Origin of the sequence: Tardiphaga sp. (assembly GCF_028290785.1) — a bacterium.
Lineage (GTDB): Bacteria > Pseudomonadota > Alphaproteobacteria > Rhizobiales > Xanthobacteraceae > Tardiphaga.
Genome location: NZ_JAQGJD010000155.1, coordinates 1 through 9,249, shown reverse-complemented (window position 1 = coordinate 9,249; position 9,249 = coordinate 1). Strand labels below are relative to the sequence as shown.

At 63.0% G+C, this 9,249-nt stretch carries 9 protein-coding genes; 8 read left to right on the top strand and 1 reads right to left on the bottom strand.

Going from position 1 to position 9,249, the window contains the following annotated elements:
* The 8 genes from JWR89_RS09165 to JWR89_RS09130 all read left to right on the top strand — a co-directional run.
* A partial coding sequence (locus JWR89_RS09165; RefSeq protein ID WP_299714649.1) for a peptidoglycan-binding protein occupies positions 1-558 on the top strand: 558 nt, incomplete at its 5' end.
* 70 nt (positions 559-628) lie between these two features.
* The gene (locus tag JWR89_RS09160) at positions 629-1,813 is read left to right on the top strand and encodes a substrate-binding domain-containing protein (protein WP_299714646.1); all 1,185 of its coding nucleotides are present in this window, start codon (positions 629-631) and stop codon (positions 1,811-1,813) included.
* Between the two features lie 131 nt (positions 1,814-1,944).
* Positions 1,945-2,709 carry an ABC transporter ATP-binding protein gene (locus JWR89_RS09155; protein ID WP_299714643.1) on the top strand — a complete coding sequence of 255 codons (765 nt, stop codon included), beginning with the start codon at positions 1,945-1,947 and terminating at the stop codon, positions 2,707-2,709.
* Positions 2,706-3,428 (top strand): ABC transporter ATP-binding protein, encoded by a 723-nt coding sequence (locus JWR89_RS09150; RefSeq protein WP_299714640.1) that lies wholly within the window; start codon positions 2,706-2,708, stop codon positions 3,426-3,428. The genes JWR89_RS09155 and JWR89_RS09150 overlap by 4 nt, the downstream gene beginning before the upstream one ends.
* On the top strand, positions 3,425-4,435 hold the full coding sequence (locus tag JWR89_RS09145) for a branched-chain amino acid ABC transporter permease (RefSeq protein WP_299714638.1): 1,011 nt from the start codon (positions 3,425-3,427) through the stop codon (positions 4,433-4,435). Before JWR89_RS09150 ends, JWR89_RS09145 begins: the two co-directional genes overlap by 4 nt.
* A 10-nt stretch (positions 4,436-4,445) precedes the next feature.
* Positions 4,446-5,519: a branched-chain amino acid ABC transporter permease gene (locus JWR89_RS09140; protein ID WP_299714636.1), complete on the top strand. Its 1,074-nt coding sequence runs from the start codon at positions 4,446-4,448 to the stop codon at positions 5,517-5,519.
* Positions 5,520-5,638: 119 nt separating this feature from the next.
* Positions 5,639-6,142: a DUF1993 family protein gene (locus JWR89_RS09135; RefSeq protein WP_299714634.1), complete on the top strand. Its 504-nt coding sequence runs from the start codon at positions 5,639-5,641 to the stop codon at positions 6,140-6,142.
* Between the two features lie 270 nt (positions 6,143-6,412).
* Positions 6,413-7,516 carry an alkene reductase gene (locus JWR89_RS09130; protein WP_299714632.1) on the top strand — a complete coding sequence of 368 codons (1,104 nt, stop codon included), beginning with the start codon at positions 6,413-6,415 and terminating at the stop codon, positions 7,514-7,516.
* Positions 7,517-7,668: 152 nt separating this feature from the next.
* Here the strand turns inward: JWR89_RS09130 and JWR89_RS09125 are convergent.
* Positions 7,669-9,249, bottom strand: a 1,581-nt coding sequence (locus JWR89_RS09125; RefSeq protein WP_299714629.1) for an ABC transporter substrate-binding protein, incomplete at its 5' end; no start/stop codon positions are given.

Below are 9,249 nucleotides of genomic sequence, written 5' to 3'. Positions count from 1 at the left end.
ATCGGCTCGACCGCGAACTACATCGCCAACGGGCTGAAATGGCGGCGCGGCGAGCCATGGCTGCAGGAAGTTCGCGTGCCGGCTTCCAGTTTCCCTTGGGACCAGGCCGACCTCACCGTCCAGTTGCCGCGTTCGCAATGGACGCAATACGGCGTCACCTATCCCGACGGCCGGCCGCTGCCGAACGACGCCATGCCGGCGTCCCTTCTGCTGCCGATGGGGCGCAACGGCCCGGCATTCCTGGCCTATGCGAACTTCGCCGCCTACACCGAGTGGAATAATTCGCTGATCTACTCGACGACCGCGGGCTACCTCGCTACCCGCATCGCAGGCGCCCCGGCGATGCGCAAGCCGACAATGCCAATCGCCCAATTGCCGTTCAACGAACTCAAGGAGATGCAGCAACTGCTGGCGCGGGCCGGCTTCAATGTCGGCAAGGTCGACGGCATCATGGGCCAGCAAAGCCGCTCGGCGGTCAAGGCGATGCAGGTCAAGTACGGCTTGCCGGCGGATTCCTGGCCCACCGCCGAATTGCTGATACGGCTGCGCGGCGGATAGCACCGATCCCCCTTTTCCTCGCCTTCGGAAAATGCTCTAGCTTTCAACCAATAAAACAAGGGGGAATGCCATGCGTCGAATTTCCATTCTGGCGGTGACAACGATCGCCGCGCTCGCGACCACGGCGGCTTTTGCCGAGGACCTGAAGATCGCGCTGATCTACGGCAAGACCGGGCCGCTGGAAGCCTATGCCAAGCAGACCGAGACCGGACTGCGCATGGGCCTGGAATACGCCACCAAGGGCACCATGACCGTTGATGGCCGCAAGATCGTGGTCATCACCAAGGACGACCAGAGCAAGCCGGACCTTTCCAAGGCGGCGCTCGCCGAGGCCTATCAGGACGACAATGTCGATATCGCCATCGGCACCTCGTCGTCGGCTGCGGCGCTGGCCGATCTCCCGGTCGCCGAGGAGAACAAGAAGATCCTGATCGTCGAGCCGGCCGTGGCCGACCAGATCACCGGCGAGAAGTGGAATCGCTACATCTTCCGCACCGGCCGCAACTCCTCGCAGGACGCCATCTCCAACGCGGTGGCGATCGGCAAACCCGGCGTCACCATCGCCACCCTCGGCCAGGACTACGCGTTCGGCCGCGACGGCGTCGCCGCCTTCAAGGAGGCGCTGGCCAAGACCGGCGCGACGCTTGCCGCCGAGGAATACGTGCCGACCACCACCACCGACTTCACCGCGGCAGGCCAGCGGCTGTTCGACGCGCTGAAGGACAAGCCGGGCAAAAAGATCATTTGGGTGATCTGGGCAGGCGGCGGCGACCCGCTGACCAAGCTGCAGGACATGGACCCGAAGCGCTATGGCATCGAACTGTCGACCGGCGGCAACATCCTGCCGGCGCTGGCGGCCTACAAGCGGCTGCCGGGCATGGAGGGCGCGACGTATTACTACTATGACATCCCGAAGAACCCGGTGAACGACTGGTTCGTCGCCGAGCACCAGAAGCGCTTCAACGCGCCGCCCGACTTCTTCACCGCCGGCGGTTTTTCCGCCGCAATGGCCGCCGTCACCGCCGTGCAGAAGGCAAAATCCACCGACACCGAGAAGCTGATTGCGGCGATGGAAGGCATGGAGTTCGACACGCCGAAGGGCAAGATGATCTTCCGTCGGGAAGACCACCAGGCGCTGCAGAGCATGTATCACTTCAAGGTCAAGGTCGATCCGAACCTGGCCTGGGCCGTCAATGAACCGGTGCGCGAGATCAAGATCGAGGAAATGAACATCCCGATCCGAAACAAGCGGTAGCGCTCGGGCCTTTCCACGTCATTGCGAGCGAAGCGAAGCAATCCAGAGCCACAAGCTCGGCAAGCGCTGGATTGCTTCGTCGCAAGGGCTCCTCGCAATGACGACCGCCCGGCCTGATGATGGATCATTCGATGACCACCCTCGAAACTCGCGACCTCACCATCCGCTTTGGCGGCCACGTCGCCGTCAACAAAGTGAGTTGCGTGTTCCGCCCCGGCGAACTCACCGCCATCGTCGGCCCCAACGGCGCCGGCAAGACCACCTATTTCAACCTGATCTCCGGCCAGCTCCGCGCCAGCGAAGGCCGCGTGCTGTTCGACGGCAACGACCTGACCGATCTCTCGGCGCCGCTGCGCACCCGCGCCGGCCTCGGCCGTGCTTTCCAGCTCACCAACCTGTTTCCAAACCTCAGCGTCGAGGAAAACGTCCGCCTCGCGGTGCAGGCGCGATCCGGCGTGCATTACGACATGTTGCGGCCGTGGAGAACGCGCCGCGACCTGATCGCGCGCGCCGACGAAATTCTCGACAGCGTCGCGCTCGGCAACCGTCGCGACGTGGCGGCGACGGTGCTGTCGCATGGCGACCAGCGCAAGCTCGAAGTGGCGCTGATGATGGCGCTGGAGCCGAAGGTGTTCATGTTCGATGAGCCGACCGCCGGCATGAGCGTCGATGAGGTGCCGGTGGTGCTTGACCTGATCGCGCGGTTGAAGAAAGACACTTCCAAGATCATCCTGCTGGTGGAGCACAAGATGGACGTGGTGCGCTCGCTCGCCGACCGCATCATCGTGCTGCATAACGGGCAACTGGTCGCCGACGGCAAGCCGGAGGAAGTGATCGCCTCGCCTATCGTGCAGGAGGCCTATCTCGGCATAGCGCCGCCCCGGAGCGCCGCATGACCGATCTCCTGACCATGGCTGGCGTGCATACGCATATCGGCCGCTACCACATCCTGCACGGCGTCGATCTCGTGGTTCCCGAGGGCCAGACCACGATGCTGCTGGGCCGCAACGGCGCCGGCAAGACCACGACGCTGCGCACCATCATGGGCTTGTGGCCGGCATCTTCCGGCGAGATCTCGCTGGCCGGGGCGCGCATCGAAAAAATGGCAACGCCCGATATCGCCCGGCTTGGCGTCGGCTACGTGCCGGAGAGCATGGCGGTGTTTTCCGACCTCACCGTGAAGGAAAACCTGATCCTCGCCGCGCGCGACGGGCCGCTGGACGATGCGAGGCTCGAATGGATCTTCGGCTTCTTCCCGGCGCTGCGGCGATTCTGGCTGTCGCGGGCGGGGCTGCTCTCCGGCGGGCAGAAGCAGATGCTGTCGATTGCGCGGGCCATCGTCGAGCCACGAAAACTGCTGCTGATCGACGAGCCGACCAAGGGGCTGGCGCCGGCGATCATCGGCGCGCTGATCGAATGCTTTGCCGAGATCAAGCGCAGCGGCGCCACGATCCTGCTGGTCGAGCAGAACTTTCACGTTGCGCAGAAGATCGGCGACACGGTGCTGGTGATGGACAATGGCCGCATCGTGCATCGCGGCGGGATGGCGGCGCTGGCGGACGACACCGCGCTGCAGGAACGGCTGCTCGGGTTAAGCCTGGAGGCGCATCAGTGACGGACGTAGTTGTATTGGAAGCGCTACCGAAGCCGAAGCGCGACGTCGTGCCTATGCTGCTGCCGGTGATCCTCGCATTGGCGATGCTGCCGCTGATCGGCTCACCCAGCACCTGGGTGACGTTGACGGTGGCGAGCCTCGCCATGGGCATGATGATCTTCATCATGGCCTCGGGCTTGACGCTGGTGTTCGGCCTGATGGACGTACTCAACTTCGGCCATGGCGCCTTCATCGCGGTCGGCGCCTATGTTGCCACCCTCGTGCTGCTGCCGCTGGCGGCCTGGGTGCAGGCGGATTCGCTGCTGATGAATCTGGCAGTACTGGCGCCGGCGGCATTGGCCGCCATGGCGGTGTCCGGCGCGCTGGGCCTGGTCGTCGAGCGCGTGTTGATCCTGCCGGTGTATGGCCAGCACCTCAAGCAGATCCTGATGACCACCGGCGGATTGATCGTCGCCGAACAGGCGCTGTATGCGCTGTGGGGACCGCAGATCATTCCGCTGCCGCTGCCGACCTCGCTGCGCGGCTCCTTCATCATCGGCGACATCGCCATCGCCAAATATCGCCTGCTGGCGATGCTGGTCGGCTTGGTTGTCTTCCTCGCCATCCAGCTCACTTTGAACCGCAGCAAGATCGGATTGCTGATCCGCGCCGGCGTGGAAAACCGCGAAATGGTGGAAGCGCTCGGCTATCGTGTGCGCCGGCTGTTTCTCGGCGTGTTCATGGTCGGCTCGGCGCTCGCCGGCCTTGGCGGCACCATGTGGGCGCTGTACCGCGAGCAGGTCCACGCCTCGATGGGCAACGACCTCACCGTGCTGGTGTTCATCGTCGTCATCATCGGCGGCCTCGGCTCGATATCGGGCTGCTTCATCGGCGCGCTCCTGGTCGCCATGGTCGCCAATTATGGCGGCTTCCTGGTGCCCAAGCTGGCGCTGGTGTCCAACATTCTTCTGATGGTCGCGATCCTGATGTGGCGGCCGCGCGGACTCTATGCGGTGACAAGTCGATGAAAGTTTGCCGATGATGATCCTTTCCGGCGACCGACCGCGCAGCCGCATTCTCAACGTCCTGCTCCTCGTCATCGTGGTGGCACTGGCGGTGACGCCGTTCGTGTTTCCCGGCGCCAAGGCGATGAACGTCGCGACGAAGATCTGCGTGTTTGCGGCGCTGGTGGCGTCCTACGACCTGCTGCTCGGCTATACCGGCACCGTCTCATTCGCGCACACCTTGTTCTACGGCATCGGCAGCTACGCCATTGCCATCGCCCTCTACGCGATGGGGCCGACGTGGACCGCGGTGGCCACCGGCATCGTCATCGGCCTGCCGCTGGCGGCGCTGCTGGCGCTTGGCATCGGGCTGTTCTCGCTGCGGGTGGAGGCAATCTTCTTTGCCATGATCACGCTGGCGGTGGCTTCCGCGTTCCTGGTGCTGGCGTCGCAACTGTCGTGGCTGACCGGCGGCGAGGATGGCCGTTCCTTTACGTTGCCGGAGTTGCTGCGCCCTGGCACGGTGTTCATCTCGAAGGACTGGTTCGGCGTGCCGGTCAACGGCCGCACCCTGACCTATTACATCGTGTTCATCGCCTCCGCGGCGATGATCCTTGCTTTGCTCCGCGTGGTGAACTCGCCGTTCGGCCGCGTGTTGCAGGCCATCCGGGAGAATCGCTTTCGCGCCGAGGCGCTCGGTTTTCGTACCGTGTTTCACCTCACTTACGCGAACTGCCTCGCCGCGGTGGTGGCCGCCTCCGCGGGCGTGCTCAATGCGCTGTGGCTGCGCTATGCGGGGCCGGACACCTCGCTGAGCTTCGCCATCATGCTGGATATTTTGCTGATGGTCGTGATCGGTGGCATGGGAACCATCTACGGCGCCATCGTCGGTGCTGCCGTGTTCATTCTCGCGCAGAACTACCTGCAGGCCCTGATGGGCGTCGCCTCCACCGCTGCGGCAGACGCCGGGCTGCCGGTGTTGCCCGGATTGCTGCATCCGGACCGCTGGCTGCTGTGGCTCGGACTGCTGTTCATCGCCTCCGTGTACTTCTTCCCGACCGGCATTGTCGGAAGGCTGCGGGAGCTGGCGCGCAAATCGCCACGCTAAATTCTTCTCTTTTCGGACGCCTCAGCGGTTGTTTTCGGCTGGGAACTCCCCAAGTCCATGCAGCAGCATCTTTCTGGACCTTCCCGCTGCGCATTCAATTCCTTCGAAAAGAGCATCACATGTCATTCTACGATTCCGCCGTGCCCGCCTATCTGCAGATGCTCGGCAGCCTGTCCAACCTTCTCGACAAGGCCGAGGCTCACGCCATCGCGAAGAAAATCGAGCCCGCGGTACTGCTCGGTACCCGGCTGTATCCGGACATGCTGCCGCTGAGCCGCCAGGTACAGGTCGCCTGCGATCAGGCCACGCGCGGCTGCGCCCGCCTCACGCAGAATGAAGCTCCGTCCGCGCCGGACACCGAGACCACCTTTACTGAACTGAAGCAGCGCCTGACCAGGACCATCGACTTTGTGAAGGCGTTCACGCCGGCGCAGTTCGAGGGCGCCGCAGAACGCGACGTTACTTTTCCGATCGGCGGCGGTAATACCCAGACCCTGAAGGGACAGCAGTATCTGAGCAACTTCTCGCTGCCGAACTTCTATTTCCACGTCGCCACCGCCCACGGCATTTTGCGGATGTGCGGTGTCGAGATCGGCAAGCGTGATTTCCTCGGCGCAAACTGAGGATTGTAGGGTGAGTTAGGCGCTCTTCGCGCCGTAACCCACCGCCTGTCGATTATATCGATGGGCGGTGGGTTACGCGCTGCGCGCTAACCCACCCTACCGATTGCAAATCTTTTGTCGGCGGAGCGGCGACGGAAAGCATTTTATGCTTTGTATGACGACAGATTTGATGCATTTCGCCTGCCTGCAAATGAAGCCCGCCCCACCATTGCCAATACGCACATGGATGCACACTTCAAGCGTATTGGCCATTTCTCCGGAAAAATCAAAATGAGCGTTTTCAAACTTTTCGAGCCGTACAAGCTCGGCCCTATCACCCTGTCCAACCGCACCGTGATGGCCCCGCTGACGCGCAACCGCGCGCTGCCGGGCAATGTGCCTAATCCCCTCGCCATTGAATATTACGCGCAGCGCGCCAGCGCCGGTCTGCTCGTCACCGAAGGCACCGCGGTTTCGCAGCAGGGCCAAGGCTACCAGGACGTACCCGGCATCTTCACCAAGGAGCAGATCGCCGGCTGGAAGAAGGTGACCGACGCCGTTCATGCCAAAGGCGGCCACATCTTCACGCAGATCTGGCACGTCGGCCGGATTTCGCACAGCAGCCTGCAGGCGAACGGCGGTGCGCCGGTCGGCCCTTCCGCGATCCGCGCCAACACCAAGACCTTCGTCAATAACACCTTCACCGATTGTTCCGAGCCGCGCGCACTTGAACTTGACGAGATTCCCGGCGTAATCGATAGCTTCGCCCGCGCCGCCGCCAATGCGGTGGAAGCCGGCTTCGACGGCGTCGAGATCCACGGTGCCAATGGCTACCTGCTGGACCAATTCGCCCGCGACAGCACCAACAAGCGCACCGACGCCTATGGCGGCTCGCTGGAAAATCGCGCCAAGCTGATGCTCGAAGTGTCGAAGGCCGTTGCCAGGGAAATCGGCGCCGACAAGACCGGCATCCGCATCTCGCCGGTGACGCCGGCCAACGACGCCGCCGCCGACAGCCAGGCGCAGAAACTGTTCGACTACATCGTCGATGGGCTCAGCGCCGAGAAGCTGGTCTATCTGCACGTCGTCGAGGGCGCCACCGGCGGACCGCGCGACATTGCGCCGTTCGACTATGCCGGCCTGCGCAAGCGTTTTTCGGGCACCTATATCGGCAACAACGGCTACGATCTCGCGCTCGCCGAGAAGGTGCTGGCGGCCGACAAGGCCGACCTGATCGCGTTCGGCAAGCTGTTCATCTCCAACCCGGATCTGGTCGAACGCCTGAAGGCCGGCGCGCCGCTCAACGAGTTCGACAAGGCCACGTTCTACGGCGGCGGAGCCAAGGGCTATACGGATTATCCGACGCTGGCCGACGCGAAGCAGGCGGCGGAGTAGTTCTCCGCCCTCTCCACGTCATTGCGAGCGAAGCGAAGCAATCCAGAAGGCCGCATACGCCGAAAGAGCTGGATTGCTTCGTCGCAACAGCTTCTCGCAATGACGAAAACGAAAGGCCGGGATCGCTCCCGGCCTTTTTTGTGTTCTTCGTCTCAGTTCGCTGCGCGCTTCTGCGGCGGCGACGCCGGCCACGACTTGATCAGCGTGTCGTAGTCCACCGTCTCGCCCTTCGGCTTTTCATTGGCCAGCTTGCGCTGCGGGGCGATGTTGCCGTCCTTGGCGGACTTCGCGTACCAGTACTCGGCCGTCTCCTTCTTGTTCAGCTTCGGTCCGCACTCGCCCTGAACCTTGGACCGTTCAAGCCGCTCCATGACCGAGTCCTGCGCCGCCGCCAGCGAGTCCATCGCTGCCTGCGCGGTCTTGGCACCCGACGAGGCATCGCCGATGTTCTGCCACCACAACTGTGCCAGCTTCGGATAGTCCGGGATGTTATTGCCGGTCGGCGACCACTGTACGCGGGCCGGCGAGCGGTAGAACTCGACCAGGCCGCCGAGCTTCGGCGCACGTTCGGTGAACGACTTGTCCCAGATATCGGACTCACGGATGAAGGTGAGACCGACATGGCTCTTCTTCAGGCTCACCGTTTTCGAGGTGATGAACTGCAGATACAGCCACGCTGCCTTGCGGCGATCCGGCGGCGTCGACTTGAGCAGCGTGCCCGAGCCGACGTCCTGATAGCCGAGCTTCATGCCTTCCTTCCAGTACGCGCCATGCGGCGACGGCGCCATCCGCCACTTCGGCGTGCCATCAGCGTTCATCACTGGCAGGCCGGGCTTGACCATGTCGGCGGTGAAGGCGGTGTACCAGAACATCTGCTGGGCGATGTTGCCCTGCGCCGGAACCGGACCGGATTCGGAGAAGGTCATGCCTTGCGCCTGCGGCGGGGCATATTTCTTCATCCAGTCAAGATACTTCACGATCGAATAGACCGCCGCCGGGCCGTTGGTATCGCCGCCGCGTTCGACCGACGAGCCGACCGGCCGGCAGCCTTCCATGCGCACGCCCCATTCATCGACCGGAAGGCCGTTCGGCAGGCCCTTGTCGCCATTGCCGGCCATCGACAGCCAGGCGTCGGTGAAGCGCCAGCCCAGCGACGGATCCTTCTTGCCGTAGTCCATATGGCCATAGACCTTGACGCCGTTGATTTCCTTGATGTCGTTGGTGAAGAACTCGGCGATGTCCTCATAGGCCGACCAGTTCACGGGCACGCCCAGCTCATAGCCGTACTTCGCCTTGAACTTCGACTTGTATTCGGCGTTGGTGAACCAGTCGTACCGGAACCAGTAAAGGTTGGCGAATTGCTGGTCGGGCAGCTGGTACAACTTCTTGTCGGGCGCGGTGGTGAACGACGTGCCGATAAAGTCTTTCACGTCCAGGAAGGGATCGGTGACGTCCTTGCCTTCGCCGGTCATGTAGTCCGACAGCGCAATGGTCTGGCCGTAGCGGAAATGCGTGCCGATCAGATCGGAATCGTTGATCCAGCCGTCATAGACATTCTTGCCGGACTGCATCTGGGTCTGCAGCTTCTCAACCACGTCACCTTCCTGGATGATGTCATGCTTGAGCTTGATGCCGGTAAGTTCCGAAAACGCCTTCGCCAGCGTCTTGGCCTCGTATTCATGGGTGGTGATGGTTTCGGAGACGACATTGATCTCCATGCCCTTGAACGGCTG